This window comes from Mesorhizobium sp. P2_E9 (assembly GCF_056403815.1).
The window spans coordinates 22,141-46,489 of record NZ_JBFUET010000019.1 but is presented as its reverse complement, the minus strand read 5'-3'; the positions used below and the strand labels follow the sequence as shown (position 1 = coordinate 46,489).

Genomic DNA, 24,349 nt, shown 5'->3' with positions numbered 1-24,349 from the left:
ACAGCATTGGTTAGGTCGTTGTCAACCGAATTGATGCAGGACGAACACGATGCTGAACGGACAGAACTTCGTTGCCGGCGAGTGGCGCGATGGCGCCGACTGGATCGAGGACAGCAATCCGTCGGACCTCACCGATAGTGTCGGGCGTTTTGCCCAAGCTGCATCGTCCGATGTTCACGACGCCGTAGCGGCGGCCCATGGTGCGCAGCGAGAATGGGCGGCGGCCGGGCTGGAAGCGAGAGCCGCGGTTCTGGATGCCATCGGCCGCGAATTGATGGCGCGCTCGAAGGAGCTTGGCGAACTGCTGTCCCGTGAGGAAGGCAAGATCCTGGCCGAGGGCGTCGGCGAGGTCTATCGCGCCGGGCAGTTCTTCACCTATTTCGCCGCCGAGGCGCTGCGCAATCTCGGCTCTTCGGCGGACTCTGTCAGGGCCGGTGTGGACGTCCTGACAGAGCGCGAGCCGCTCGGCGTCGTCGCGATCATATCGCCGTGGAATTTTCCCATCGCCACCGCGTCCTGGAAGATCGCGCCGGCACTGGCTTTCGGCAATGCTGTGGTCTGGAAGCCGGCCAGCATCACGCCAGCCAGCGCCTGGGCCTTGACCGAGATCATCAGCCGGCAGGCCATTCCAAAAGGGCTTTTCAATCTCGTCATGGGATCGGGATCGACAATCGGTCGCGAGCTTGCCGCGAGCGCCGACATCCAAGGCCTGAGCTTCACCGGCTCCGGCGCCGTCGGCTCCGGCATCGCGGCATTGGCCGCGGCGCGGTTCGTGAAACTTCAGCTCGAAATGGGGTCGAAGAACCCATTCGTGGTCATGGACGACGCCGACCTCGACCGCGCCGTCGACCTTGCCGTGAACGGCGCTTTTGGCGGCTCGGGACAGAAATGCACGGCGTCCTCGCGTCTCATCGTCCACAAGCCGGTGCATGATGCCTTTGTCGAGAAGTTCCTTGCAAAAACCAAGGCGCTGAGGGTCGGCCATGCCCTGGAAGCCGGTGTCCAGATGGGACCGGTCGTCAGCGCCGGGCAACTCGGTGCCAACCTCGACTATGTAGCGCTCGGCAAAAGCGAAGGCGCCGAGCTTGCAACAGGTGGCGAGGCGCTCGACCGGGCGCATCGGGGACACTACATGGCGCCCACCGTTTTCCTCAACGGGCGCTCGCGCATGCGCATCAACCAGGAGGAAATGTTTGCGCCGATCACCTGCGTCATCACCGCCAATGATCTTGACGAGGCAATCTTCCTCGCCAACGACACGCCTTATGGGCTGACGGCGGGGATCGCCACGCGCTCATTGGCGCGCGCCACGAAGTTCCGCCATGCGTCGCGCTCGGGCTGCGTCATGGTCAACCTTGCGACCGCAGGCACGGACTATCATGTGCCGTTCGGCGGCGTTCGTGCCTCCAGCTACGGCCCGCGCGAGCAGGGCCGTGCCGCGGTCGAGTTCTACACGCAGGTCAAGACGTCCTATATCCATGCGGGCGTACCCGAATGACTACCGATCAGCCCCAGGTGCTCATTGACGGGCTTCAATACTGCAACTGGTCGCGCGAGATCTTTCAACAGATGCGCCAGGGCGGCCTGACCGCGGTTCACGCCACTGTCGGCTACCATGAAGGTTTCCGCGAGACGGTGCGCCACCTCGTCGATTGGCGCACACGCTTCCGCGACAACGAGGACCTCATCCTTTTGGCGCGCGACAGCGCCGACATCGAGCGCGCCCGCGCCACGAACCGGACGGCGATTTTCCTCGGCCTGCAGAACCCGATGCCGATCGAGGACGACATCGGCCTGATCGAAATGCTCTTCGATCTCGGCATCCGCTTCATGCAGCTCACCTACAACAACCAGTCGCTTTTGGGCTGCGGCTGGATGGAGAAGGAAGACAGCGGCATCACCCGCATGGGGCGCGAGGCGATTGCCGAAATGAACCGGCTCGGCATGATCATCGATCTGTCGCACGCGGGCGAGCGAACGGCGCTGGAAGCGATCGCGCTGTCGCAAAGGCCGGTGGTCATCAGCCACGCCAATCCGCGTTGGCTCTGCGACAGCAACCGCAATGTTTCAAGGACCGTCATGCAAGCGCTGCGCGACAAGCAGGGACTGCTCGGCCTTTCGCTGTACCCGTTGCATCTTCAGCAGGGCTCGGAGACGACGCTTCGGCAATTCGGCGAAATGGCCTCAGCAGCCGCCGAGATCATGGGCGCGGAGCAACTCGGCATTGGCTCGGATCTTTGCCAGGGACAGCCCGACAGCATCGTGCGCTGGATGCGCGAGGGCCGCTGGACCCGCCAGGCGATCGGAGCCGCGAGCTTTCCGCCTCAACCTTCCTGGTTCAGATCGAACCTCGACTTTCCCAAGCTTTCGGAAGGCCTTCTGGCGGCGGGCTTCGGCAAGGTCGAAACCTCGCTCGTGCTTGGCGATGCCTGGCATCGGTTCATCGTCACTAGCCTCCCTAACGTTGCATGATAGGAGACAGATCAACTCGCTGGCCTAGGTGGACCACCTACCCCTCGCGGGCGCCAGCGCGACCTCGGTCTTATCGTGGACAACGTCTGCTCTAAGGAAGTGCCGGAACTTACTCCCTTTGACCAAGCTAGACGCATCCGGCAGCTTTCAGCCGCAACCGGACTATCCGTTCTGGCACCGGACTTCGAAAAGCAGGCGATGCGAACCGGCGGGTTGAACTAGGTCAGCCCCTTCATCGCCTAACGTCGCACCTAGCCTTCTTTTTGCAGCTGGCCTTTCGAACTATGCCAACGAAGTCGTCCAGTCATATGTCCGCAACGCGTTGGCATTCAGGATTGGGCATTTTCTGCAGTTAAAGCGCATAGTTCTGGAAGACCATGGCGACGTCACGCTCCTTGGGCGCAACGTTGTTGACGACACGTTCGCCAATTGCGATCTGGCCGCGCGAAATCTTTTCCAGGCCCGCGATCATTCTAAGAAGGGTCGATTTTCCGCAGCCAGACGGCCCGACCAGCGTGACGAACTCACCGTCTTCGATGTCCACGCTCACGCCGTGGAGAATCTCGACGGTCCCGAATGATTTATAGACTTCGCCGATCGCGACAGACGCCATCGATTTCCTCACGAATGCTTGCTGCGACGTCGTAGATGGAAACCGCTTCGTGTCTGATCCGCGACAGCCCTGGACCCCCTCCCTTGGCTCACGCGACGCGGTAGCGCTACCAACCCGGGCTGTAAAGCATTTACTCGAACCGCAGGTTCTGCCGGCCGGGACGCGGTGCCAAGCCCGTCAAAGGTGCTTGTGTGGTTGTGGGCGCCGAATCTCCAGCTTCAGGTAGACATGTTCAACGCCGCGCATCCGGGCATCCAGCTGGATTGGGCAGCAATCTCCACCCTAGGCATCTTTGTGCCGCCAGATGCGACGACTTTCGGTGCGACCGCCACGAACACGCTTTTGTAAGTCCCTCGATCCTTTCGATGAGAAGCCGTGCCGCGTTTGCGCCAACGCCAGATGATTGAATCTCGTGCTGATAGCAGTCGTGCTGCAGCATTACAAAGTTTCAACCTTAGCCGGCCGAGGTGGCCCTCAACCTTTCCGCTCCTGCTTGGCTCTGGCAAAGCCCCGATCCGTCGCGATGAATCGCTCAAGCATGGGCACAATCAGGCGAAGGGGATCGGCGGATGACTGACCCGCGTCGCGGCCAAGGATCTCAGCATATCTGGACAGATCGCGGTGCAGCGGCGCCGGCAGTTCCACTGTGACCTTGACCGGCTTGTCGTCTGCAATCGGACCGAGTTTCAGCTTGGCCATTTTCAGCCTCCGTAGGGTTCGAGCACGAGATCGCGCGTAACGACGACACGCACATTGAAGCCTGGCCGTATCGTCAGCGTCGGTGCGATGTTGAGTTGGCGCTGGACGATTTGCTGGCCCACCTGGCTGAGGCTGTCGGAGGCGCCGCCTCGCAACGCGCGCACGATGTCACTTTCCTGGCCGGACGAGCCGGCCTCCGCGCCAACGCTGAGGATGGTGGTGAGTGCGGCCGCCTTGAACAGCTCGGCCCAATGGTAGTCGACGCTGTCCTCAAGGCCGGCATAGCCTTGGGCGTCAGTGCCGGGCTGGCGTTCAAGAACAATGGAGCGTCCGTTGGGAAAGACCAGCCTGCTCCAGACAAGCAGCACGCGCCGCTGGCCGAAGCCGACCCCATTGTCGTACTGGCCAATGACACGCGTGCCTTGCGGGATCAGCAGCGAGCGACCCGTCGGACTGTCATAGACATTTTCGGTGACCTGGGCGGTTATCTGACCGGGCAGATCGGAACGGATGCCGGTGATGAGTGCCGCCGGGATGACGGCCCCTGCCTGCAGCACATAGGGCGACGCTGGCGGCGTGACGCGATCCGGCGCCACGGTGCGCCGATCAGCGGCCGCATTCAGAAAGCCGAGCTGGCGCTCTTGCGTAGTCGACTGGCCGACCTGACCGGCAAGCTCGGGGCCGCCAAAGTTCGGCGGGGAAGTTCCTGCGGGCTGGGTTTCGGCCATCGCCACGGTTGACTGCCCTGTCTGGAAGAAGACATGCGAGGTTCGGGCCGCCTCCTCTTCGGCCCGCCGGCGCTGTTCCGCCTCATCGACCATGGGTGTCGCAATCGTTGGCGGCACGACGGGCTGTCCCTTGTTCTGGGCATCAAGCATCGGCCGGCCAAGATCGCCAGGCAGCGGCGGTCCAAGAACAGGGCCGGTATAGTCGCGCGGTAGGCTGGCCAGTCCGTCGGCGGGCTGCCGGTTGGATGTCGAATAGAGCTCGTCGCCATGCCTGCCGGTTTCACTCGTCTGAAGCGCGTAGATCAGCGCGCCGCCGACACCAAGCGATGCACATAAGCCGATGCCGGCGAGCACTTTGCGCGACAGGCGGGTGACGCGCGGCGGATCGGCGCGAAGCTGCATCGGGGCAGCCGGGATTTCGTTCTCGTTCACGAGTGCTCCCCTCCCCTTTGACGAAATACGTTCTTTGCATTCGGTGGCGCGTTGGTGCCTGACATCCACAGACCTCTCCTCGTGGCATCGGCGCGAACGATCCTGACGGTCTGTTGCCGCTTGCCACTGCCAAGCCGCAATTCCGCCGCGCCAAAGAGACGGTCGACGATCAGAGTGTTCTGGTAGACGCGGCTGTTGGCGATCTCGGCCTCGCCGTCCGGGCCGATGACGAAGATGGGCGGCATCTCGCCTTGCACGATCCCGCGTGGAAACTCGACCTTGATGCGCCGGACGTTGGTCTGGGCGAGCACCAGCTTGTTGAAGGGAATGTCGCGCGAGGACGGCAAGGTGATCTTTTGAACGGCAGTAGCCATGGTGTTTTCTCCGCGACGGGCGCCGAGAGCCTCTCTCTCGACCCAAACCCGTCATGAAATCCCGGCACTCCTCTCACTCTCCGGCCACCGAACCGGGAAACCGGCGAACCGCGTTCCCGACTCCGGTTAGGCGTGGCCCCATCACGCCGCCTCCCTTTTGTCGGTCGCTGCTGCCGAGGTCGTTTGCCGATCGACACCGGGCTGGAAACCGAGGATGAATTCGGCGGCCTTCGACGCCGCGCTTGCCGCGCGGACAATGGCGCGATTGTCTTCGCGCAGGACCTCCAGCCATGAACCGATATAGCCTGCATGGCGCACCGTCGGCACGATGGAGAGCGAGGCACAGATGAAGGCGCCGGCCAATTCGGCGACCAGTTCCTCGCGCGCGTAGGATTTGGAGCCGGAGGAACCGGTCATGTCACGGTCGAGCCGGGAGGAATGACCCGACCAATGCCCCAATTCGTGGAAGGCGGTCCGGTGCCAGTTGATCGGTTCGAAATAGGCGGCTGGCGGCGGGACCTGCACGAAGTCATTCGCCGGGCTGTAGAAGGCGCGGCTGCCGCCGATCCGAAAGTCCGCGCCGGTGGCCCGGATCAGTGTCTCTGCTTGCGGTTCGACCATCCCCGGCGGAGGTGGTGGTGCCAGGGCGGCGATGTCCTGCGGCAGGTTCTCACATTGATCTGCGTTGAAGATTGTGAAGCGTTTTAGGAATGGAATAGCCTGCGCTTCATCACCGCTCTCGCGGGCTCGCTTCTTCTCGTCGCTGGGAATGAAGCGGTCGGCGAATACGACGGTCGTACCGTGCTCGCCCTTCCTGACGTTACCACCGAGTGCGAGGGCCTGGCTGAAAGTAAGCCAGCTCTGCCCCGAGAAGCCATGCTCGATGACCGCGCCCCACAAGATCAGGACGTTGATGCCGGAGTAGCGGCGATGCGCTGACGCATTCCACGGCACGGCGAGCGGCGCCTTTGCCGCGGCGGTTCCCCAAGGCTGCACCCAGGGGACACGTCCGGCTTCCAGTTCGGTGATGATCTTGTCGGTGATTTCCTGATAGAGGCCCGTGCGGTCATTGCCGGAACGGGCGCGAGCGGTGTTTCTGGACATCGCGGTTCTCCGCGACGGGCGCTAGGAGCCTCTCTCCCGCCTTCAACCCGTCACGGCAACCCGGTCCGCACTCTGCCTCTCATCGGATCCGTCTCGATACCCATCGGCGGTAGGAAGAGACGCCGGCATGACAGGGCTCGCGTCAGGATGGAAGCCCGCATGGGGAAGGCCCGTCGCAGACGGGACTTCAGCCTCGCAGACGGCCCGGCCTCTTCAGGGGGGACGCCCAGTAGGCCTCACTCCAACGCCTACTTCCGCAGGGAACGAAAAACAGAGGTAACAATTATCGATGCAAACCAAGCGTGGGTGTTTGCATGCCGAAGGTCCATGAGACATGGCAAGTTGAGCCGCACGGCCGGTTGAAAGCGGTCGCTGACGGTCTCTTGACGGTCAGCGGCGAGATCCAGATGCCGCTTGGTCATTTTCCGCGGCGAATGACGGTGGTCGGCCTGAGCGGAAACCGCACCGCGATCTGGAGCTGCATTCCCCTTGCAGAGCCGGAAATGCATGAGATCGAAGCGCTCGGTGAGCCGGCCTTTCTCATCGTGCCGGGTGCCGGCCATCGGCTGGACATCAAGCCTTGGAAGCTCCGCTATCCCCAAGCGAAAATTGTCTGCCCGCCGGGCGCGCGGGAGGCCGTGGAGAAGGTGGTCTACGTCGATTCGACTGCGGATATCTTTGACGATCCTTCCGTTCGGATGGAAACGGTGCCGGGAGTTGCGGAAAAAGAGGCGGCGCTGTTCGTGCGCCGAGACGGGGGTACAACCCTCGTCGTCAACGACATCCTCGCCAATGTGCGCCACCCCCATGGGATTGGCGCGCATATCATAGCGCGCCTGCTGGGCTTCGGCGTCAACCGGCCGAGCACGCCGCGCGCTGCAAGATGGTTCTTTGTGAAGGACGGAAAGGCGTTGGGCGCGGCGTTTCGCAAATGGTCTGAAGACCCGGACCTTGTGCGCATTATTGTCAGCCACGGCGATGTCATTGCCAACAAACCGCGCAAGGTGCTGGAGCGGGTTGCGCAAGATTTCGGGGCGTGAGCAAAGGCCCTCCCCGCCTGGTCGTTGGCGGCAGAAACGGTACGAGAAGGGAGCGACGGGCCGATGTTGCGAACTACAGGCGCACCGAGAGCGCCGCACCTTTTCGTCATCCCAGGGCGGAGCAAGGAGCGGAGCGACGCGGCGCAGACCCCTGGAGTTGCTCCGCAGCGCCAGGAATCCCTGCCGCGACCTCTGAGCGACGCCGACGATGCAGAATTCCGAAGTGCCGCAATCCTCGGCAACCGTCGCGGAATGGATCCCCGGGTCAAGCCCGAGGATGACGAACCGGTAGGCGTTCCGTTTCTTGAAGGCGGTTTAGAGGCCGTGACCAGTCTAGGCCTTTGGCTTCGCCTTCCTGACTTCCTCGATGGCCATGTTCAGCGCCGTTTCAAAGGCGTGCCTTAAGCCTGAAATCTTGTCTTTCCTCAGCGCGGCAGTCTGTTTTGAAATAGGCCCGAGTTCCCAAATGAGCGCGTTGCCTGTCTCCAGCAGGTGCGCCAGAGCTGCATCCGTTGCCTGGCTCGTTTCCAAAAGATCGCGCGACTTCCCAATGTTCAGCTGCAAATGACGCGTGATCCCTTTCACGTTGCCCGCTTCCGCATGGACCGCCTCTCTGCGCAACTTGTGCAGGTACTCCACCGCTTCTCCGATTGGCATTTGTTCCTCCCTTGCTTTCGAATCCCAACGGACCATCGTACGCCTCATTCTGAAAGAGGCCGCGCGATATCGTGGGTTTGGCGACTTGGGCGAAACCAGACAGGTTCGGAACTCAAGAATGTTGGTAATTCACCGGTCGAGCCGGCAGCGGCATGGATTCTCAGGTCAAGCCCGCGATGACGGCGTGACGCGTTTGGTGCCAGTATACCGGGCAAATCGAGAAGGAACGGCGTTGAAAAGCTATTTCCTTGAAGAGCTGCCAGATGAGCAACAGGCGCGGCGCGCGTTGAGCGCACTACTGCCCGGACAAACCGAGCCGTGGTTGCTCATGGCGGCCGAAGACGACCCTCTTGCCCATTTCAACATCACAATTTTGGAAGACGACGGCGGCTTGGCGATTCAGGCCGACATCAGCGGCCGCCATTACGAAGAGGACGAGGTGGTGCTGACCACTCTGCGGGCTTTGCGACAGAAACTTGGCGGTACCGTTCGAGACGATTTCGACAACGATTTGCCCTAAGTGGACCGCTGGCATCGACGCGCCTGCCCAAGAGCTATTTCGTGAACTGCAAGACAGTGACCGTACCGTCGTCTATACCAATCGACACCAGATAACCGCTGAACGTGTGCAGGCATTTGCATTGCGATGCGACCGGTCTCCGCCTTGAGGTGCTTCCGCAAAGCCCATGGCAGGCGCGCGCAGCTCGCGTTCGATGCCCTTGGCGCGAACTGCGGATCCGAGCGCCGCTGAAGGGGGTAGCGGGCACTCTGCAATCAACGCAGGCGCGGTGCTCCTCCCTTGGTCGGTCGTCGCCCGGTTTAGCGTGCGTTGCCGGACGATGTTGATTAGGTTGGCGCCGGCTCGCGCCAGTGCTTCCGCCGCAGAAGACTTAACCTTCCCTTGAGTTTTTGGCCGGGGCTGTTTCATGCGACCTGTCCTGTTTTCGTCTCTAGCAGGTGCACGGCGTTAGAAAGTTTCGAAACGGACGATGCCCTGCACCCATGACGCTTGAGAAGCGCAATAGTTGCACCGAGGTGGCCGCGGAACATGAGCGCGAATCTCGCGCCGAACTCGTCTCCTTCTGTAGCGCAAGGGCGACTCGGGAACTTCGTCCCGACGTTCCCGTTGTGGCCTCGGAAACGAGGTCGTTCGCTTGCTTAAATTAGCCCCAACCAACGAGCGCAAACCCTTCGAAAGTCGCGGCCCGCTTTCGCTGTCCAGGACGGCTTGGCCTGGCGCGACTGGGTCGGTTGCGGCGGGGCTGGTTGTTGCAGTCCTCATTCTCGCTTTCGGCGCGCTTGCTGAAGAGGTCCTCGACGGCGATACCACCGCGTTCGATCTTGCCATTCTGTCAGCCTTGCGCAGCACAGCCGATCCGGCCAATCCAGTTGGACCACCGTGGCTTCACGAAGCAGCCCGAGATGTGACATCCATCGGCAGCGTGGTGTTTCTTGGATTCGTGCTGCTGGCAGGGGTGGGCTATCTCCTTCTGGTCCATAAGCGGGCTCTCGCGATCTTAATGGCTGTGTCGGTAGTCGGTGGTGAACTGCTCAGCACGATCCTCAAGAAGAGCTTTGATCGGCCCAGGCCGGACATACCTCACGTCACGCAGGTGTTCACGGCGAGCTTTCCGAGCGGGCATGCCATGCTTTCGGCAATTACCTTCCTCACCGTTGGCACCCTGCTTGCTCGTGCGAATGCGGACCCGCGCCTCAAGGTCTATTTCATGGGGCTCGCCGTCTTCCTGACGGTCGCCGTTGGCGTTAGCCGCGTCTATCTCGCGGTCCACTATCCCACTGATGTCCTCGCCGGATGGTGCATCGGGTCTGGCTGGGCAATCTTGTGTTGGACTGCCGCGTCGTGGTTTCAGCCGACCAGGGTCAATCAGGAGCCCGAACCTTGAGGGCTTTGGCGCTCATCAACCAAAGTGCCGGCGCTGCCGCGCGCAGCGGCAATATCGAAAAGCTCATTCGTGATGGGTTTGCGAAACGCGGAATCGACGCCGAAGTGAAGTTGGTTACCGGGCACCAGATTGGCGAAATGGCGCAGAGGTTCGTGGCCGAACGCCCAAGATCGGGTGATCGAAGAGTGTTGGTGGTGGGTGGTGGCGATGGTTCGCTTGGGAGCGCGGCGTCAGCGCTCGCCGGGACCAACGTAGCGCTTGGCGTCCTGCCGCTTGGCACACTCAACCATTTCGCCAAGGATCTCGGTCTGCCGATCGAACTCGATGCGGCAATGGACGCGATCGCGGCCAACAAGCCCGTGGCAGTCGATGTCGCCGAAGTGAACGGTCGCGTTTTTCTCAACAACTCGTCGATCGGCATCTATCCCTTCTTTGTTGCAAAACGCTCCGCCGAGCAAGAGAGGCGCGGGTTGGGCAAGCTTGCAGCCATCGGTCCGGCTCTCGCAAGAACAGTAAGAGCCGCGTCCTGGCAGGCTGTCCATATTGCCGCTCAAGGCAACCGCGAACGGCTGCTGACGCCATGCGTGTTTGTCGGAAACAATTTCTACGACATCGCCGATCTTGGCCGTCGCGAGAGCCTTTCTTCACATGAGCTCTGCGTCCATGTCGTCAAACAGCAGTCATGGTTCGGACTGGCGTTGCTCCCATTCAAAATCGCGTTTGGTCTCATCGACGCAACTCGAGATGTGGAGACGTATCGAACAAAAGCCCTTGAGATCACCTCGCATCGAGCCACCATGCTGGTCTCGCTGGACGGTGAGGCGATCAGTATGGGCATGCCCCTGAACTTTCGGATTCGACCAGCGGCCTTGCAGGTTCTGTCATCTGCCAAAATGGAACCGGATTCATGACCAGCCCTGTAGCCGGAGCAATTTCGTGAAGACCCTCGTCCATCTTTCGGATTTGCATTTTGGAAGAACAGATAGCCAGGTCGTGGAAGCCATCGCGGCCGAAGTTCGCGCAGTCGTTCCCGATTTGCTCGTCGTTTCCGGGGACTTAACGCAACGTGCTCGCAAAGTTGAGTTCCTGCAGGCGCGAGCGTTCCTCGATTCCTTTCCCGGCCCCCGCATCGTCGTGCCCGGCAACCATGATGTGCCGCTGTGGAATGTCTTCGCCCGTGCCTTAACGCCTCTTTCTCGCTACAAGCGTTACATCGAGGCGGACACGGATCCATTCTACGCGGATGCCGAAATCGCCGTTGTCGGTATCAACACTGCGCGATCCCTGACAATCAAGGACGGCCGGATCAATGTCCGTCAGCTCGAGGCGGCAAAGGACAAATTCGCGCGCCTATCCGATAAAGTCATCCGGGTAGTGGTCACGCATCACCCGTTCGAAGGACTGGATTTCGAAAGCGACGATGGCGTCGTTGGACGGGCCAGTCTTGCAATGGATGCCTTCTCGCGCACTGGCGTAGACATGATATTATCTGGCCATCAGCATCTTCATCGGGCCGGTTCCAGTGCCAGGCGCTACCTTATTGACGGCTATGCCGCGTTGCTGATCCAGGCGGGAACGGCGATTTCGTCGCGCCTTCGTGAGGCTGCCAATTCATTCAATATCATTCGGATCGATCGTCCAGAAATCTCGATGGAATGTAGAGCTTGGCAGCCTTCCCAGACCGGCTTCGAAACCACACCCAGATATTCCTTTCGGCACGGGCCTGATGGATGGGAACCCGCCTGACCCCGAATCGTTCATCGGCGCATCAACAAACCAACTGCGATATAAACCAGTCGATCTAACTTACTACCGATTGCAAGACGCAATCGGAACTGCTCGCATGGGCCGTGTAAGGCAAGGCGGTGCTGGGCATTGCAAGGTCGTGTTCGGAATGAACCAGTCCCTGGACGGCTACGTCGACCAATGGCGTTTGCGCCAAGCCGCTTGCTCTTCCGCCCCTTCATCGAGGAGGCTCAGGGGCAGTTGGGCAGTGTGCATGGTCGCCAAATGTATGATGTCATGCGTTGCTGGGACGACGATCATCCTGAATGGGATGCAGAGCAACACGCCTTCGCGGCGGCGTGGCGGAATGTTTGGCGCGATCCGCTGCCTGGTGACACCGATAGAGTCGTTTGCCAACAGGACGATACGGTCGAAGTCCACCTGTCCGTTGGACGCCCGCGCCGGCGACTGCCGGCGCCCTAAGGAAAAAACGGCGCATAAACCGCAGTCCTGCGCGCGTCCGCAACAGCGGACATTGTCGCGCGCGGGACGGAGGAAATTCGCCCCCGCCGCGGGCGGTTAACAGGACAGCCGTAGGAGCGTCAGCATAGCGCCGGCCGCAGGACGGGACGCGGGACCGACTGTCCCCGTCCGCGGTGGTCCGCATGCTGGATAGATCGCCACCGGTGCGGCCGGTCAAGGTTCCGCGATCGCACCATTTCGCATATTTTAGTCCACTCTAACTTGTTGTTTGGCGGCGATCCCAATGCCGTCACGGCCAGTGCGGGCTTTCAGGCAATTGTCTTCACCGGCAAACCGCGCTGGCCACAGTTCATCCCTGAGGGGCATCCAACCGTCCGAAAGTCGAAGTGCCTTCTGCTAAACTGCCCTGCGTGCCAACGCCTGACGCTTGGCACGTACAGCGACTTTCAAGACAGTCTCGTCTGTCGTCCCGGCCTGGAAATGCCTCACCAACTCGGCGGCTATGTCACGAGCGTCCTCGGATCCGGGAAGATAGCCTCCCTCGTGGCAAAGCGCATCAAAGACGCCTTTGAGGACGGTCAGATCGGACGGATAGATCGCCTGGTCGCAATTGTGGGTGGGTCGGTCAAGCATCAGGCGCCTCCAAGGACGTCAAGGTTGATCGGACGAAGGCACACCCTGCCATCAGCCTGCCTAGCCGTCATTTAAAAATGTTGCGACAATTTGATCTGTCGCTCCTGTGCCTAGCGCTTCTTGGAACGCAACGCCTCCACGGACATTGCTAGGCAACAGGAGATGTCAATGCCGATGTTCCGCTTTGAGACCACCGGGTTCGACCAGACCACCACCTCCGAGGAGGAGTTGGCGAGCCCCGACCTCGCAAGCCCGCGGGCAATTGAAAGGGCTCACGCGGCGCTGCTTGCAGGTGCCGCCACCGGTCTCGATCAATCTGGGTCCGTCACAAAGGTCTATGATGAAGCGGGTTACCTGGTCGCCACTGTCAATTTCTCAGACGTGATGCTCGACGATTCCCAGCAGCCGGCGATGAGCGATCCCCCCACCGAAGAGCCGGGCCTCGTGCGGTCAGGCTGACGGCACGCGGCGCCTTTCTATTCAGGATGACCTTCAAAACGAAGTTCGACTTTCTGAGAGTGTCCAATGCCGATTGTCACCGGAATCGTCTCTGCCTTGCTGATTCTCTTTGTGGTCCTGTTTTTGACTCACGCCGAGCGTGATCTCAAAAGCTCCCCGACGTTCTATCGCATAAGACGCCTGCTCTCCATTCAGTCTGGAAGGCCAGTCATTTTGGCCAATCGCGGAGGTCCCTATGATGGGGATCAGCGGCGGCTCCACGTTCGCTGAACGCTGGGATTTGAGTTCCTTGATTTCGTCGTCGCGCCGCGCGATGCGGCTCTCCAGGTTGGCGATACGCTCGGCTAAAAAATAGCGACCCACCATAAAACCGCTGCTGCCAAAAAGCATGGCGAACGAAGCAAAGGCGATGGGATTGGCCAGCACCAGCACAGAGTTGGCCTGGAGGAAATCGATGAGGTCTTGCATCGCTTCAGCCCCTCAATGCGCAACAACTCGCCCATTCCAGCCCGACCAGCCCTATGGATGCTCTCGCAAAGCGTTCGTTCGATCGACTGGACGAAATACCTGCGCCCAATGACCCTTCCCCTTGGGATAGCGCGACGCGCCAACACATTGGCATCACACCTACCTGGGTCGGTTGGCAACCGGCTCACGGCACAGCGCGATCTACGTCAAGCTAGGTCTGTTCGTGCCCTACATCGTCCCAGTATAAGGAATATATTCCTATGCCGTCAAGGCCCCATTGACTTCAATGTTCTTGTTTTGCGCACTTCTTGGCGGATTGGTACGGGGAGGCGGACCATGGAACTTCGCTTGAACTGAAGGCGCGGCGCATGAAGAACTGGCACGCGGTGTCGCGGCCGCTGAGGTCGCTCTCCTCGACCAGATGGCGGGCGAGCTCGGCGGGATCGAGCATGGCTGGGATCACCCCTTCACCGCCGAATGGCGACATGACATGGATGTTCGAGCGCGTGGTGGAACCCGCCACGCATGCCGCTAAAGCGGCTGCGACCGAGCTGTCGCATATCGGGCTCGAGCTGACGCTGGACCATGTCGGGCAGCATGCTGAGATGCGGGCGGAGGTCGCCGCGGCTCAGTCAGCGTAGTTCGCGAGCGAGGCGTGAAGTTTCAATACGCTGCGCGCCTCGCGTCATTGATGCGATCAATAATTGCCGTTGTAATAGCGGTCGTCGCAGGGCGCGGTGTAGATGCGGCCGTAGCGGTCCTGGTAGCGGCACATCTGTTCGCCGCGGGGCTGCTGCGGGGTGGTGGCCGAGCCGACGACGGCGCCGAGCAGCGCGCCACCGGCCGCGCCGATGACCGTGCTCTTGGTGTTGCCGCCGATGGCCTGGCCGACAAGGGCGCCGCCGGCGCCGCCGAGCAGAGCGCCCGTCGTGGCCCGCTGTTGTCCTTCGGTCTGAGACTGGCAGCCGGCAAGTGCCGCGGTCATGAGCATGGCGGCTATGGCTTTGTGAAAGGTCATGGAGGTCTCCCTTAAAGGTCTGAAATCCCTATCGATCGTCCCGTGCGGTCGCATTGCGGCGGAACGGGGGCACCGGCGCTCACGATATGAGACATGGTTTCTCGGGCGTTGATGGCGGCGCGCTTCCTGGCAAACGTCGATTTCCCAAGCTTTGACCGTCGGTCGAAGAAGGCTCCATTCGATACAAAGTGTCGACGAGTCTGTAACCCAATGGCAGCATCGGCTCGCTAGCATGGACGCTCGAGGGCTGAGCGCCCTGCCCTGTCTGGCGCACACTATGGAAGAGGCTTGCACGGCCAATCCAGCCACCGCGGATCCTCGAAGAGCCCGCGCCGCGCAGTATGTGCGCATGTCGACCGAGCATCAAAGCTATTCCCTCGACAATCAAAAGGATGCCATCCGCGAGTTCGCCGACGCTATGGGCTATGAAATCGTGGCCACCTACGCGGACGCCGGCCGCAGTGGCCTCAACATCGAGGGCCGTGCCGGCTTGCAGCGGCTTCTCAGCGATATTGAGACGAAACAAGCCGAGTTCGGAACTGTTATCGTCTACGATGTCAGCCGCTGGGGGCGGTTCCAGAACGTCGATGAAAGCGCCTCCTACGAATACCGATGCCATGTTGCCGGGGTTCGCATCGAGTACTGCGCGGAGCAGTTTGCGAACGATGGCAGCATCGGATCCGACATCATCAAAGCCATAAAGCGCAGCATGGCTGCCGAGCAGAGCCGCGTGTTATCGGTCAAGGTGTTCGCCGGCCAGTCCCGCCTGATCAAAATGGGCTATCGGCAAGGAGGTGCTGCGGGGCTAGGCCTCAGACGACTTCTCGTTGATCAGCATGGGCGGCAGAAATCCACGCTTGCCAGGAAGGAATACAAGAACCTCCAGACCGATCGCGTCATCCTTGTGGCTGGGCCACCGGATGAAATTGCAACGGTGCGCTGGATCTACAGGGAGTTTGTGAAAGCGGGGCGAACCGAGCTTCAGATCGCCCGGTCGTTAAACATGAGAGGCGTGTTGAGCGATCTCGATCGACCTTGGAAACGAGAATCTGTCCGCCAGGTTCTCAGCAATGAGAAATACCTCGGCAACAATGTGTGGAATCACCAATCATTCAAACTCAAACGAAAGCGGGTAAAGAATGATGCCGCCGATTGGGTCCGCGCAGACGGCGTGTTCGAACCTATTGTTGACCAGGCACTTTTCGAGCAAGCCAAGGCGATAATCTCTGCTCGCAACGCGAACTTGAGCGATGACCAGATGTTGGGCGCTCTTGCCAGCCTTCTGAAGCGCCACGGATCACTATCGGGTCCCATTGTTAACGCGGCGACCGAGTGCCCATCCGTTTATCGCTATAGGGCAAGATTCGGCACCTTGAGGCGAGCCTACGGACTGATTGGATATGATCGTACCCAGAGCTACCGGTTCCTTGATGTTAGACGGCGCCTTGTCGCAATTCTGGAAGAGATCCTTCAGACCATCGTAGCAACAATTGACGCTGCGGGTGGGTCGGCAGCGCACCAGGACGAGCCGGGGTTGCTGCGGATCAATGACGAGTTCACGGTATCCGTTGCTGTCGCGCGCTGCCGCCCGACACCGTACGGCTACCCACGTTGGTTGATACCGAAAGGGCGTGGTGCCATTGCGGATATGACGGTCGCGGCCCGCATGAATCCCGATAATCAAACGATCCGCGACTATCTTATTGCGCCTGCAACCGAAATCCGCGGCAAGCCCCTTAAGTTCGCGTTGAACAAGGCCCTGGCGTTCAACGCCTTCTTTTTCAAATCGCTCGATCCGCTGTTTGACTTGGCCGCACGCCACGTCATCAAGGCCGGCCCATGATGGAAATCGGGACCAACGAGATTTCGCTGCTGCGCCTCGACGCAATCAAGGTCACCAATCCGCGCACACGGGGCAAGAAGTCATTCCAGGATATCGTCACCAGCATCGAGAGTGTCGGCCTGAAGCGGCCGATCACCGTGACGAAACGGGATGCGCCCGAAGGATCCTTCACGCACGACCTGGTCTGCGGTCAGGGACGCCTCGAAGCCTTTCGGCAGCTTGGCCAGATAGAAATACCGGCCTTTGTGATCGAGGCGACAAAATCCGAGTCTCTGATCAAGGGCTTGGTTGAAAATTGCGCTCGCCGCTATCACACCGCCTACGATCTCCTTCGCGATATCGGTCGGCTGAAGGAGACTGGTTATACAGATGCAGAGATTGCCGCAAAGATTGGTCTCTCGACCGAATATGTGAGAGGCATCGCGCGCCTGCTGGCTCAAGGCGAACAGCGTCTGTTGCGCGCGGTCGATTCCGGCCAGATCCCACTGGCGGTGGCGGTCGATATTTCCAGTGCCGACGACCCCGGTATCCAAACGGTCCTTCAGCTCGCCTATGAGCGCAATGCGTTGCGCGGCCACAAACTTGCTATCGTCCGTCGATTGATCGAGAACCGGCGCCGGCGCGGGAAAGGCCTGGGGACCTCACTCCCCGAGCGAGCTGCGAAACCGTCCGCGGCAGCCCTGGTCAAAGCCTATCAGCAAGACATGGACCGCAAGCGTGCGCTTGTTCGCAAAGCCAATGCGGCGGGCAACCGGCTTCTGTTCGTTACCCACGCACTGCGCCAGCTCATAGCGGAAGAGACTTTCCAAGAGCTTCTGACAGCCGAGGGTTTGAACTCGATTCCGAAAAACCTGGCCATGCGGATCAGCAGGATCGAACCCGCATGACCTCAGAACACTTCGTCGTGCCTGTCATAAGATCGGCTTTCGAGCACGACACGATCCGGATTCGGCTCGCGGACATTCAACCGCTTCATCTCATTTCCAAGGATGCGAAGGCCTCTCCCAAGTACCAGCAGGTCAGTTCGTCCGTTCGCGAGATTGGCCTTGTGGAACCACCCGTCGTCGCACGAGACAAGGACACACCGGGCAAATACCTTCTGGTCGACGGGCACATGCGGCTCGAGATTTTACGTGAACTGAAGGCGATGGACGTCGAATGCCTGGTCGCGCATGACGATGAGGCTTTCACCTACAACAAGCGCGTGAGCCGTCTTGCCACCATCCAGGAACACTTCATGATCTTGAAGGCGATCGACAGTGGGGTGCCTGAAGAAACCATCGCCCGCACACTCAATGTCAACGTAGCCCAAATCAGGATGAAAAAGAACCTCCTGAAAGGAATCTGCCCGGAAGTGGCCGAGATGCTCAAAGATCGCTTCGTGCCGACAAACAGCTTCATCGAACTGCGAAAGTTGGCGGCCGTACGTCAGATCGAGGCAGCGCAGCTGATGATCGCGATGAACAAGTTTTCCGTCAACTACGCAAAGTCCCTGGTCGGTGCCACGCCACCGTCGCAACTTGCGGATACGATGCAACCGAAAAAAATCGTTGGTCTGAGCGACGCGCAGATCGCGCTGATGGAAAACGAGTCCGCCAATCTGGACAAGGAATACCGGATGGTCGAGGAGAGCTACGGAGCCGATCACCTGGATCTGGTTATTGCCATCGGCTTTCTTACCCGATTGTTGGAAAACGCACGTATCGTCAGATATCTCGCGAAGCGATTTCCCGAGATTCTTTCCGAGTTCCAAAAACTGTCCGAGCCGGACCGGTCATGAGCATGATCTGTCCGAGCGTGGCCGACGCTATTCGCAAGCTTGAAACAGCCCTATTTTCCATCGATAATATATAGCCGCTCGGGATGAGACTATCTCCTTGATCGTCGCCAGCCGGCCGCAACGGCCTCGGCTTCCGAGCAGAACCACCTTTCGCCCTTGGCTTCGGTGATTTTGGTGACGCTGTAAAATTTCTGTCCAGGCAGGTGGTAGATGCGCTCGCCGTCCGCTGAAATGTTGCCTTTGATGATGCAACCGGAGTTACCGCCGGTTGTTAAAAGCGGTGCCGGCGTGGTTTGTGCGCCGTCACTATGCTGCGCCCGCCAATCCCATGGGACTTGAAAAGATCCTACCCACAAACCGACCTTTGATGCCTTGGCCTTCGCCTGTTGCGAGGCATACGCACCGTTGCTGTATTTCGGCCAATCTAGCGCTTGACCGTGCTCGACCATCCATGTTGCCACGCTGGCGCCGTCAGCTCGCGTGCAGTCGCCAACGAAGCGCCCGTAACGGTCCCACGTGATGAATGCGCACTGGACCGGCTTGGATGCTGCCAGGAAGTCGTCCAGCGCTTCGGCGGAACGTCGGCCGCAAGGATATTCGAAACCCTTGGCGTCGTCGCAATATTGGCGGCTTTCCGGTGCGTCGATTCCGTTGAAGCGCACCCGCTGCCCGTGCACCTCAATTGTGTCGCCGTCGATGACGGAGGCCACGCCGGCAATCGCTACTGGTTTTGGCTTTGTCAGGTTTTGCAGATTGATTTCCGGCAACGATCCACTGTTGTGCATGATGAATTGCGTTGCCAAGGCAGCAGCCGCAGCTACCGTCACCAGCACGAGACGAAGCGGCACGCTTGCCCATCGTCTGGCGCGTGAGCGCTTCGCGCCAGTGCGCCGCCGCCATTGGTCAGAGCGATTGTCGTAGCGCGATCTGTCGATGCCGCTCACATCGCACCGCCCGGACGGCTCTCAGCGGACCGCTTTCCGCAATGTGAGCCGTCTGCCGCAACGCTACTGTCGATCGGGCAGTTGCCTGAGTGGCCGCCACCTGCGGAAGCCGGCGATTTGTACCGCTGGATCACGGCGACGCTGCGTTGGCCATCGCCTTCGATATGCGTGTTGTTGCTGTTGGGGTTGAAAAGGTCGACGGTTTGTAGAAGCGAATTGGTGTCGTTTGCATCACCTGCCGCAAGTGTCACCGTGTCGTAATTGTTCAAATAGTCGGCAGCACAGCCGGGCGCGACAGCCACGATTATCGCGACAAAATACAAACGCCACTTCATGAAGGCGCCCCCCAGCACCGAAGCTACAATGCGCTTTCTTTACTTTGTTGTCGAATCCGCTGGCGAATTGGCTTGCGTCAGATTGAATGCCGTTGCGACCGTGTTATAGAATTGGTCCGGGTTTATTGGGCGGGAAACATGCGAGCGCTGTTGATCTGTCTGTGCTTCTCTATGGCCAGCGCGCCTGCTTTTGCGCAAACATGCAATACGATTGGTAATTCGACGTTCTGCTCTAATGGGCTAAGTGCAAATCGCGTTGGCAATTCGACATTTTACAGCGACGGAACGACGTCCCAGCGCATAGGCGACTCTACGTTCTTCAGCAATGACGCGAATTGTCAGAAAATTGGAAACTCTAACTTCTGCAATTAAGCCGCCTTCTGCAATTAAGCCGCCTGCTTGTGGCTTATAGCAATCTGATCGGCTCGATAGGCCCCGCGTAGTCGTTGGGCTGCCGCATTTACCTCCCCGCCGACGCCATGGAACTGCCTGCCTAGACGTGGCGCTTGGCGATCTGCGCGAATGGTACAAGCGCGCGTGGTGCACCCCGTAAAATCCAACTGCTTCCGTGGGGTTACGGTAAGGTCAGTCCGCGAGTGGCCGCGCTACTTCCCTCGCTTTTCAATCTTTAGGTTTGGGAGTTCGGGTCGCTTGGACACCACACCAGCCTCCTTCAAGGCCGTGTATCCCACCTTCTTGAGGAGCTTCTCTGTTTTGGAGCGCGCCTTGTTAAGAGCGCTCTCACCTTTGACCTTGGCCTTGGGCATTCGTCCTCCATTTAGTTCGTTGTCGGTTGCCAGCAAATAGGATCGCCAGCGCTATGGCCCGTGATGTCAGATCTGAGGCTGCAGCAGTGATTGCGTCAATGACCGAAATGAGACGCATTGCAGACTGGCGCCTATGCGCCGAAAGGCGACCGTAAGCTTGCGGGACGAAAGGCGCGAATTGAGCAATTGCGCGCGGCACGCCGCATCTATGCCAAATAGAGATTTCTGTATCCGTGGATATCCCGAAGGCGATTTGCAATCATCTTACCCACGGCTTGTGGACTGTGCATTGCGGCCATATAGGAGCGGGCGCGCTCTCCGATGGCGCTGATCAAATCACTTTGCTCAGCCAGCAACGTCATGATCCGCGCGGCTTCGATGACATCGGGGTCCGCCCATTTCTGCCCTGGGATAAAATAAGGATACTGTTCAGGTTCCACGCCGATCAGCCGGTAGGGAATCGGAAATGCTGTCTGTGGGCTGACAAAGTCCTTACTTCCCGAGTAGTCCGTCGCGATGACTGCCTTGCCCATGGCCATGGCTTCGGCAATTCCCAATCCAAAGCCTTCCGAGCGATGCAACGACACAAAGACATCGCACGATGCCGTCAGGCTGTACGTTTCGGATCGAGTCAGAACCTCGTCGATCAGGATGATCCTCCTGTCAGTTCGTGCCAGGCTGCGAATTGTATTCAGGATCGCCTTTTTTTGCGGGCTGCTTCCCATTGTCTTGATGACAAGGGACACCCGACGATCGCTGTCTTGCCCGAACGCGTGCAGGTATGCCTGCAGGACGGCATCCGGGTTCTTTCTGTCCGGGTAGGAAGAAAAATCGAACGCAAAGAGAAATGCGGTCGAGGTGGCGGGAATATGAAATCGCTCCCGGTTCGGCGCGACGTCGGGCGGGATGGATATGGCGACCGGAATATGCGTAACGGGGCGATCCGTCCCTGCCAGGAACGCGTCGCGGACAAAGGTCGTGGGAGCCCAGATTTCGTCCACTTGTTGCAAGGCGTCCACCCACTGCCGATTGATGTTGGGCAACTCCCAGAACGGACGCACGACATTGTATCTGTTGGGAAGTATGTTGTTGCCTATTCCCTCGATGGTCGATCCCAGCATGTCGGCGTTCACACAGAAGACGTTCACCGTTTTCGATGGTCGCTCGACAACCCGAGACGCCAGGGCCCGATCGCCACGTGACGAGATCACCTGCTTATCAAAGTTTGTGACATCGTAGTCGATGCTGGCACTTTCGATCGAGCATGCCAAGAGACGCATGCTTTCGCCAACGCCCGTCTCCGAAAAGGGATAACCGATCAGAGACAGACCGGGCACGAGAGTGGCCTGCGTCGTGGCATCAAAATTGGTGGGCCATCCGCGCCGCATGAGCGCATCGAGAACCTGCCTTCGCCTTGCCTTCGGTACCTTTCTGTAGAGCCATCTGATATGGGGCTCGGCCCTCAGCAGGGCTCGATAGACACCACGCGCTACACGCCGCGTGGCGATCGATACCGCTTTGCCTGCAGCGCTTGTCACGCCTTCGGCGGTCGTGATGGATGAGCCGAGCCGATCAATTCTCTTGGCGACAGTGTCAATGAACCGCGCTGGAATTCCAGCCGACGTGGCACCGCCGGCGACATACCAGTCGGCGAAGTTGACCTGCGCCTGGGCTTCCCTGAGCGGGAAGTGGAACTGCAAATCCGGCCGCGCCGCCCAAAGTGTGCGCGCGAGTTCCGTGACCACGCCACCGGGATTTGGATCGACATCGGCTGGACGGTCGAGATAGTCGGTCATGACGGCGAAGGGGTCACCTTCGATCGGCTCAAGCTTCTCGCGAAACAGTACGCGCGCCAGGATCGGAATTGCGGTTCCGTCGGCGAATGTCCCGAAGCCGTAGGGTATCGAAGAAAATCTGCTGGCGCCGTGATCTTCCAGTTGCTGGTGATAGTCCGCCAGCAAGGTCGCCAATTCCCGGGTGGAATTCGGCTTCCAGCGCTGTTGATGCTTGGAGAGGACACTTCGATCGCTGGGCATGATGCCGCTGAAGTGGAAAAAGGCCAGGGGCGAACCATTGACGTCGTATTGGTCGCCCTTCTTCGTGATGGTGCGCGAATCCAGGTTCCAGTACGCCACGTTGTAGGCCGGATCGCGCAGGATGTGCGTGCCAGGGCAATAGGCCGGCCAAAGGTCCATGAATTTCTGATCGACGAAAATCCCGTCGGATATCCGGGTCCAGACACATTCCTTCTGCAGGCGCGTCTCCCACCATTCCAGCAGGGCCAGCGTCTCCTTCGTCTTGGCCAGGGCCAGAAATCCCAGATTGTAGACGCCGGCGCGCAGGAAGGTCAGGTCGTTCGGACTCTCTGCATGAAGGTTGGGGTCGAGCGCGTGCGGCGTCAGTATCGAGGACGCTCCGGCGTCAAACGCCGCCAACAACTCGTCGAAGCGACGATAGGCGAAGATGTCGGGATCGAGGTAAATGACGCGATCAAAACCTTCGGCGAACAGTCGACGAAACATCGTCGGCTTGATGGCCGTGTTCAGCTCCATGACATCGTAGCGAAAACTCAGAGCACGACGATCCGGAAGATCGAGATCGTCGAAAAAAACATGATCGTCGAACTCGGGGAACGCGTCCTTTCCCAGGTCGCCGCGAGGCGTGTCGCATATTGCGATCACACATGAAAAATCGGGATGATGACGGGCGAAGGAGGATGCCACGGTCCGGGAATAGTGGAGGTAGTTCCACGACGAAATCGTAAAAAACACATTCCTCATACTTGGCTCGAATCTTCCCTCGCCTGTACATTAGAAACTTCGCCATAGCGCATGCGTTGAGCCGCCACAATTCAAACGCGGGAGGACAGGCGTGGCAAATGAGCCGGCATCGACAACAGGCATCACGGCCCACGACTGTGGGCATCAAACAAGGCTGGTCAAGTACCCGGTGAAAGGAGGAAGTCTCGCGGCGAATCGACGGTCTCGATGCGGATCGGAACTGGGGTCATGGTAGGGTCCAAGTTGAAGCTATTTGGGAACGCTTCGACACGGCGCGCTTCAGTAGCCCCACATCTGGTTCAGATCACGTCCGATCAGGTCGCTGGTTATGGCGACCTCTGCCGCGAACAACTCTTTCAGGTCGCTCGTTACTTCATCCGAAACAGCGATTTTTGTGCCCTTCGCGCGATTGTCCCAAAATCTCTGGCTGACTTTGATGCCCAGGAACCTCTGCAGATCCTGTTCCCATATCCCCTTCTCCCAGAAGCGGCGCGGCCTTATCAGATCCTCATAGATGAGGACCATTATCTGATCTCTGGGAAAGAGATCATAGTAGCGGCGCAGGTTGCTGCCATAGAACGAGTGAGCGATATTCAGAGACGCCGAGTACCAGGAATTTTCCTGATGTTGCGCGCTTTTTATCTCGGCGAGCCCGGCTCTCAGATAAGCATCGATATCAAGCGCGAGTTCCGGGCCGAGGGACGCGTCTATTTTTGCCTTCATGTGTCTGTATTGCGAAATCACACGGCTGACGGGCTCCCGCAGCGTTGCGATGATTTTTGCTTCGGGGTTGTAGGACTGTATCCGTTCGGCCGCCCGCCGGCTTGAAAGGTAAACCGGCGAGATGTCCGCCAGATGGCGGCAGTCGCTGCGTGCGTCGGCGAAGCGCGTTTCATAGCGGGCTTCGGTCACATCGGCGTCGATACCGAAGCCGTTAACTTCCTTTTTCCGGGGGTATGAAAACTTTCCGCGTGGCGCCAAGCATTCTGGCCAGACTGCTGGTGGCTGTTCGCGGCGCACCGATACCGATGAGATTTGCCCGCCTTGGGGGCTGCTCGTTCAATGCCAGCAATTATACCTCTCGGGACGGC

The 24,349-nt window shown here is 59.6% G+C and carries 25 protein-coding genes and 3 pseudogenes; 13 read left to right on the top strand and 15 right to left on the bottom strand.

Annotated elements, in window-relative coordinates; genetic code table 11:
• Positions 1-49 precede the first annotated feature (49 nt).
• Together AC1D05_RS29180 and AC1D05_RS29175 are read left to right on the top strand one after the other, a co-directional pair.
• Entirely contained in the window at positions 50-1,498 is a 1,449-nt protein-coding gene (locus AC1D05_RS29180; protein ID WP_477445443.1) for an aldehyde dehydrogenase family protein, read from the top strand.
• The gene (locus AC1D05_RS29175; RefSeq protein WP_477445441.1) at positions 1,495-2,472 is read left to right on the top strand and encodes a membrane dipeptidase; all 978 of its coding nucleotides are present in this window, start codon (positions 1,495-1,497) and stop codon (positions 2,470-2,472) included. Before AC1D05_RS29180 ends, AC1D05_RS29175 begins: the two co-directional genes overlap by 4 nt.
• Positions 2,473-2,827: 355 nt before the next feature.
• Here AC1D05_RS29175 and AC1D05_RS29170 read toward each other — a convergent pair.
• From AC1D05_RS29170 to AC1D05_RS29150, 5 genes and pseudogenes are all read right to left on the bottom strand, one after another.
• Positions 2,828-3,085 (bottom strand): annotated as a pseudogene (locus AC1D05_RS29170) (ATP-binding cassette domain-containing protein); the annotation flags it as partial.
• A 474-nt stretch (positions 3,086-3,559) separates the two neighbouring features.
• On the bottom strand, positions 3,560-3,784 hold the full coding sequence (locus AC1D05_RS29165; protein WP_477445439.1) for a DUF2274 domain-containing protein: 225 nt from the start codon (positions 3,782-3,784) through the stop codon (positions 3,560-3,562).
• Positions 3,785-3,786: 2 nt separating this feature from the next.
• Positions 3,787-4,944 carry a TraB/TrbI/VirB10 family type IV secretion system protein gene (locus AC1D05_RS29160; protein WP_477445437.1) on the bottom strand — a complete coding sequence of 386 codons (1,158 nt, stop codon included), beginning with the start codon at positions 4,942-4,944 and terminating at the stop codon, positions 3,787-3,789.
• Positions 4,941-5,234, bottom strand: a pseudogene (locus AC1D05_RS29155) (TrbG/VirB9 family P-type conjugative transfer protein); the annotation flags it as partial. The pseudogene AC1D05_RS29155 and the gene AC1D05_RS29160, both read right to left, overlap by 4 nt.
• A 225-nt stretch (positions 5,235-5,459) precedes the next feature.
• Positions 5,460-6,422, bottom strand: coding sequence for an ArdC family protein (locus AC1D05_RS29150; RefSeq protein ID WP_477445435.1), 963 nt, complete (start codon positions 6,420-6,422; stop codon positions 5,460-5,462).
• A gap of 314 nt (positions 6,423-6,736) precedes the next feature.
• Between AC1D05_RS29150 and AC1D05_RS29145 the strand changes: the two genes are divergently transcribed.
• Positions 6,737-7,462 (top strand): hypothetical protein, encoded by a 726-nt coding sequence (locus AC1D05_RS29145; RefSeq protein WP_477445433.1) that lies wholly within the window; start codon positions 6,737-6,739, stop codon positions 7,460-7,462.
• A 333-nt stretch (positions 7,463-7,795) separates the two neighbouring features.
• Here AC1D05_RS29145 and AC1D05_RS29140 read toward each other — a convergent pair whose 3' ends face one another.
• Positions 7,796-8,119: a hypothetical protein gene (locus tag AC1D05_RS29140; protein WP_477445431.1), complete on the bottom strand. Its 324-nt coding sequence runs from the start codon at positions 8,117-8,119 to the stop codon at positions 7,796-7,798.
• Positions 8,120-8,351: 232 nt separating this feature from the next.
• Between AC1D05_RS29140 and AC1D05_RS29135 the strand changes: the two genes are divergently transcribed.
• The 5 genes and pseudogenes from AC1D05_RS29135 to AC1D05_RS29115 form a co-directional block, all read left to right on the top strand.
• A complete protein-coding gene (locus AC1D05_RS29135) occupies positions 8,352-8,639 on the top strand; it encodes a hypothetical protein (RefSeq protein WP_477445429.1) in 288 nt (95 codons plus the stop codon).
• A 634-nt stretch (positions 8,640-9,273) separates the two neighbouring features.
• Complete coding sequence (locus AC1D05_RS29130) at positions 9,274-10,023, top strand: phosphatase PAP2 family protein (RefSeq protein ID WP_477445428.1); 750 nt, start codon at positions 9,274-9,276, stop codon at positions 10,021-10,023.
• Positions 10,020-10,934: a diacylglycerol/lipid kinase family protein gene (locus AC1D05_RS29125; protein WP_477445426.1), complete on the top strand. Its 915-nt coding sequence runs from the start codon at positions 10,020-10,022 to the stop codon at positions 10,932-10,934. The genes AC1D05_RS29130 and AC1D05_RS29125 overlap by 4 nt, the downstream gene beginning before the upstream one ends.
• A gap of 25 nt (positions 10,935-10,959) precedes the next feature.
• On the top strand, positions 10,960-11,769 hold the full coding sequence (locus AC1D05_RS29120) for a metallophosphoesterase family protein (protein ID WP_477445424.1): 810 nt from the start codon (positions 10,960-10,962) through the stop codon (positions 11,767-11,769).
• A 97-nt stretch (positions 11,770-11,866) separates the two neighbouring features.
• A pseudogene (locus tag AC1D05_RS29115) lies at positions 11,867-12,117 on the top strand (hypothetical protein); the annotation flags it as partial.
• A gap of 510 nt (positions 12,118-12,627) precedes the next feature.
• Here AC1D05_RS29115 and AC1D05_RS29110 read toward each other — a convergent pair.
• Positions 12,628-12,864, bottom strand: a complete 237-nt coding sequence (locus AC1D05_RS29110; RefSeq protein ID WP_477445422.1) for a hypothetical protein — start codon at positions 12,862-12,864, stop codon at positions 12,628-12,630.
• Between the two features lie 168 nt (positions 12,865-13,032).
• Between AC1D05_RS29110 and AC1D05_RS29105 the strand changes: the two genes are divergently transcribed.
• Positions 13,033-13,323: a hypothetical protein gene (locus AC1D05_RS29105; RefSeq protein WP_477445420.1), complete on the top strand. Its 291-nt coding sequence runs from the start codon at positions 13,033-13,035 to the stop codon at positions 13,321-13,323.
• A gap of 33 nt (positions 13,324-13,356) precedes the next feature.
• Here the strand turns inward: AC1D05_RS29105 and AC1D05_RS29100 are convergent, their stop codons facing one another.
• Both AC1D05_RS29100 and AC1D05_RS29095 read right to left on the bottom strand, forming a co-directional pair.
• Complete coding sequence (locus tag AC1D05_RS29100) at positions 13,357-13,791, bottom strand: hypothetical protein (protein ID WP_477445418.1); 435 nt, start codon at positions 13,789-13,791, stop codon at positions 13,357-13,359.
• Positions 13,792-14,074: 283 nt separating this feature from the next.
• The gene (locus AC1D05_RS29095) at positions 14,075-14,242 is read right to left on the bottom strand and encodes a hypothetical protein (RefSeq protein ID WP_477445416.1); all 168 of its coding nucleotides are present in this window, start codon (positions 14,240-14,242) and stop codon (positions 14,075-14,077) included.
• Between AC1D05_RS29095 and AC1D05_RS29090 the strand changes: the two genes are divergently transcribed.
• On the top strand, positions 14,241-14,432 hold the full coding sequence (locus tag AC1D05_RS29090; RefSeq protein WP_477445414.1) for a hypothetical protein: 192 nt from the start codon (positions 14,241-14,243) through the stop codon (positions 14,430-14,432). The two genes, AC1D05_RS29095 and AC1D05_RS29090, sit on opposite strands and share 2 nt — an antisense overlap.
• 56 nt (positions 14,433-14,488) lie before the next feature.
• On the opposite strand, the gene AC1D05_RS29085 is transcribed toward AC1D05_RS29090, so the two are convergent.
• On the bottom strand, positions 14,489-14,809 hold the full coding sequence (locus AC1D05_RS29085) for a YMGG-like glycine zipper-containing protein (protein WP_477445412.1): 321 nt from the start codon (positions 14,807-14,809) through the stop codon (positions 14,489-14,491).
• A gap of 232 nt (positions 14,810-15,041) precedes the next feature.
• On the opposite strand from AC1D05_RS29085, the gene AC1D05_RS29080 reads away from it, so the two are divergent.
• The 3 genes from AC1D05_RS29080 to AC1D05_RS29070 are packed head-to-tail and all read left to right on the top strand — an operon-like array spanning position 15,042 to position 18,432.
• Positions 15,042-16,652 (top strand): recombinase family protein, encoded by a 1,611-nt coding sequence (locus tag AC1D05_RS29080; protein WP_477445410.1) that lies wholly within the window; start codon positions 15,042-15,044, stop codon positions 16,650-16,652.
• Positions 16,649-17,539, top strand: a complete 891-nt coding sequence (locus AC1D05_RS29075; protein ID WP_477445408.1) for a plasmid partitioning protein RepB C-terminal domain-containing protein — start codon at positions 16,649-16,651, stop codon at positions 17,537-17,539. The genes AC1D05_RS29080 and AC1D05_RS29075 overlap by 4 nt, the downstream gene beginning before the upstream one ends.
• On the top strand, positions 17,536-18,432 hold the full coding sequence (locus AC1D05_RS29070; protein ID WP_477445406.1) for a plasmid partitioning protein RepB C-terminal domain-containing protein: 897 nt from the start codon (positions 17,536-17,538) through the stop codon (positions 18,430-18,432). The genes AC1D05_RS29075 and AC1D05_RS29070 overlap by 4 nt, the downstream gene beginning before the upstream one ends.
• 89 nt (positions 18,433-18,521) lie before the next feature.
• Here AC1D05_RS29070 and AC1D05_RS29065 read toward each other — a convergent pair whose 3' ends face one another.
• From AC1D05_RS29065 to AC1D05_RS29045, 5 genes are all read right to left on the bottom strand, one after another.
• On the bottom strand, positions 18,522-19,376 hold the full coding sequence (locus AC1D05_RS29065; RefSeq protein WP_477445404.1) for a thermonuclease family protein: 855 nt from the start codon (positions 19,374-19,376) through the stop codon (positions 18,522-18,524).
• Positions 19,373-19,711, bottom strand: a complete 339-nt coding sequence (locus tag AC1D05_RS29060; RefSeq protein ID WP_477445402.1) for a hypothetical protein — start codon at positions 19,709-19,711, stop codon at positions 19,373-19,375. The genes AC1D05_RS29065 and AC1D05_RS29060 overlap by 4 nt, the downstream gene beginning before the upstream one ends.
• 605 nt (positions 19,712-20,316) lie before the next feature.
• Entirely contained in the window at positions 20,317-20,478 is a 162-nt protein-coding gene (locus AC1D05_RS29055) for a hypothetical protein (RefSeq protein WP_477445401.1), read from the bottom strand.
• Between the two features lie 206 nt (positions 20,479-20,684).
• Positions 20,685-23,258: a glycosyltransferase gene (locus AC1D05_RS29050; protein ID WP_477445399.1), complete on the bottom strand. Its 2,574-nt coding sequence runs from the start codon at positions 23,256-23,258 to the stop codon at positions 20,685-20,687.
• Positions 23,259-23,537: 279 nt separating this feature from the next.
• Complete coding sequence (locus AC1D05_RS29045) at positions 23,538-24,239, bottom strand: sulfotransferase (protein ID WP_477445397.1); 702 nt, start codon at positions 24,237-24,239, stop codon at positions 23,538-23,540.
• Positions 24,240-24,349 lie beyond the last annotated feature (110 nt).

Coding starts and splice junctions, on each gene's coding strand:
- AC1D05_RS29180 (WP_477445443.1), top strand. CDS start 50: ATGCTGAACGGACAGAACTTCGTTGCCGGCGAGTGGCGCGATGGCGCC.
- AC1D05_RS29175 (WP_477445441.1), top strand. CDS start 1,495: ATGACTACCGATCAGCCCCAGGTGCTCATTGACGGGCTTCAATACTGC.
- AC1D05_RS29165 (WP_477445439.1), bottom strand. CDS start 3,784: ATGGCCAAGCTGAAACTCGGTCCGATTGCAGACGACAAGCCGGTCAAG.
- AC1D05_RS29150 (WP_477445435.1), bottom strand. CDS start 6,422: ATGTCCAGAAACACCGCTCGCGCCCGTTCCGGCAATGACCGCACGGGC.
- AC1D05_RS29145 (WP_477445433.1), top strand. CDS start 6,737: ATGCCGAAGGTCCATGAGACATGGCAAGTTGAGCCGCACGGCCGGTTG.
- AC1D05_RS29140 (WP_477445431.1), bottom strand. CDS start 8,119: ATGCCAATCGGAGAAGCGGTGGAGTACCTGCACAAGTTGCGCAGAGAG.
- AC1D05_RS29110 (WP_477445422.1), bottom strand. CDS start 12,864: ATGCTTGACCGACCCACCCACAATTGCGACCAGGCGATCTATCCGTCC.
- AC1D05_RS29105 (WP_477445420.1), top strand. CDS start 13,033: ATGCCGATGTTCCGCTTTGAGACCACCGGGTTCGACCAGACCACCACC.
- AC1D05_RS29100 (WP_477445418.1), bottom strand. CDS start 13,791: ATGCAAGACCTCATCGATTTCCTCCAGGCCAACTCTGTGCTGGTGCTG.
- AC1D05_RS29090 (WP_477445414.1), top strand. CDS start 14,241: ATGGCTGGGATCACCCCTTCACCGCCGAATGGCGACATGACATGGATG.
- AC1D05_RS29095 (WP_477445416.1), bottom strand. CDS start 14,242: ATGCTCGATCCCGCCGAGCTCGCCCGCCATCTGGTCGAGGAGAGCGAC.
- AC1D05_RS29085 (WP_477445412.1), bottom strand. CDS start 14,809: ATGACCTTTCACAAAGCCATAGCCGCCATGCTCATGACCGCGGCACTT.
- AC1D05_RS29080 (WP_477445410.1), top strand. CDS start 15,042: ATGGACGCTCGAGGGCTGAGCGCCCTGCCCTGTCTGGCGCACACTATG.
- AC1D05_RS29075 (WP_477445408.1), top strand. CDS start 16,649: ATGATGGAAATCGGGACCAACGAGATTTCGCTGCTGCGCCTCGACGCA.
- AC1D05_RS29070 (WP_477445406.1), top strand. CDS start 17,536: ATGACCTCAGAACACTTCGTCGTGCCTGTCATAAGATCGGCTTTCGAG.
- AC1D05_RS29060 (WP_477445402.1), bottom strand. CDS start 19,711: ATGAAGTGGCGTTTGTATTTTGTCGCGATAATCGTGGCTGTCGCGCCC.
- AC1D05_RS29055 (WP_477445401.1), bottom strand. CDS start 20,478: ATGCCCAAGGCCAAGGTCAAAGGTGAGAGCGCTCTTAACAAGGCGCGC.
- AC1D05_RS29050 (WP_477445399.1), bottom strand. CDS start 23,258: ATGAGGAATGTGTTTTTTACGATTTCGTCGTGGAACTACCTCCACTAT.